Consider the following 1,105-nt stretch of genomic DNA (forward strand, 5'->3'; position numbering starts at 1 on the left):
ACTAGGGCGCGTATTGAGTCGTGATCAAGTGGTGGTCTCAGTGAGGTCTTTGATCCAGATCATCGAGGCGCGTAGGTGGAGGCCGGCGAGGTAGCTCTCCGGGGATTTGTCGTAGCGGGTGGCGATGCCCCGCCAGGCCTTGAGCTTGTTGATCAGGCGCTCGACAGTGTTTCTCTCCTTGTAGAGGTCGGCGTCGTGACTGACGGGCCGTCCACCCCTGGAGCCCTTCTTCTTCCGGTTGGCGGCCTGGTCCTTCTTCTCCGGGATCACTGCTTTGATGCCACGTTGCCGCAGGTGGGCGCGGTTGGCGCGGGACGAGTAGGCCTTATCCCCGGCGACCGCGTCCGGGCGGGTGCGGGGGCGGCCGACGGGCCCGCGGACCCGTATCTTCTTCAGCACGGGGATGAACCGTGGGCTGTCGGCGGCCTGTCCCGCGGTCAGGAGGAGTGCCAGCGGGCGGCACTTGCGGTCGGCGGCCAGGTGGACCTTGCTGGTCTGCCCGCCCCTGGAGCGTCCCAGGTGGGCGGCCTTCAGCCGGAGTTTTCGGCGGCGCCGGATGCGGCGTCGCTCTTCCCGTGCGGGATCGGTCTTTGCGTCCTGCCCGTTTCGTTCTTCGAGGCTGCCCCCTTTGACCTGGCCTTGTCCTCCTCGGCGGCGGCCTTCTCCAGGGCGGTGAAGACGTCCTCGTCCAGGTGCATCCCGGCAGCGTCGTGGTGAGCGCGTGCGGTGGTGGAGTCGATGCTGACCAGGGACAGGTCCACCTTGTCCCGCTGTGCGGCTTCCGCGATCAGGCCCTCCAGCAGGGCCTGGAAGACGCCGGCGTCACGCCACTGCCGGAAGCGGTTGGACACGGTCGGCCAGGCGCCGAACTCCTGCGGCATCTCCCGCCACTGCCCGCCGGTCTTGAACCGCCAGATCACGCCCTCGAACTGTTGCCGCAGCCGCTCGGGGTACGGGCCGTACTCGCCGATCGGCAGGTACGGCTCGATGAACTCCCATTCCATATCCGTCAGTTGTGCGCGTGTCATGCAAGTCGATCTACCAGTCCAGACCCCGGCCTGAGGGCGAATCCGACAGATTGATCACGACTCGATACGCGCCCTAG

At 66.9% G+C, this 1,105-nt stretch carries 1 pseudogene; it reads right to left on the bottom strand.

From position 1 onward, the window contains the following. Positions 1 to 24: 24 nt before the first annotated feature. Positions 25 to 1,028 (bottom strand): annotated as a pseudogene (locus BZY54_RS45250) (IS5 family transposase). Between the last annotated feature and the right edge of the window lie 77 nt (positions 1,029 to 1,105).

The organism is Streptomyces carpinensis (genome assembly GCF_002154505.1).
GTDB classification, from domain to species: domain Bacteria; phylum Actinomycetota; class Actinomycetes; order Streptomycetales; family Streptomycetaceae; genus Streptomyces; species Streptomyces carpinensis.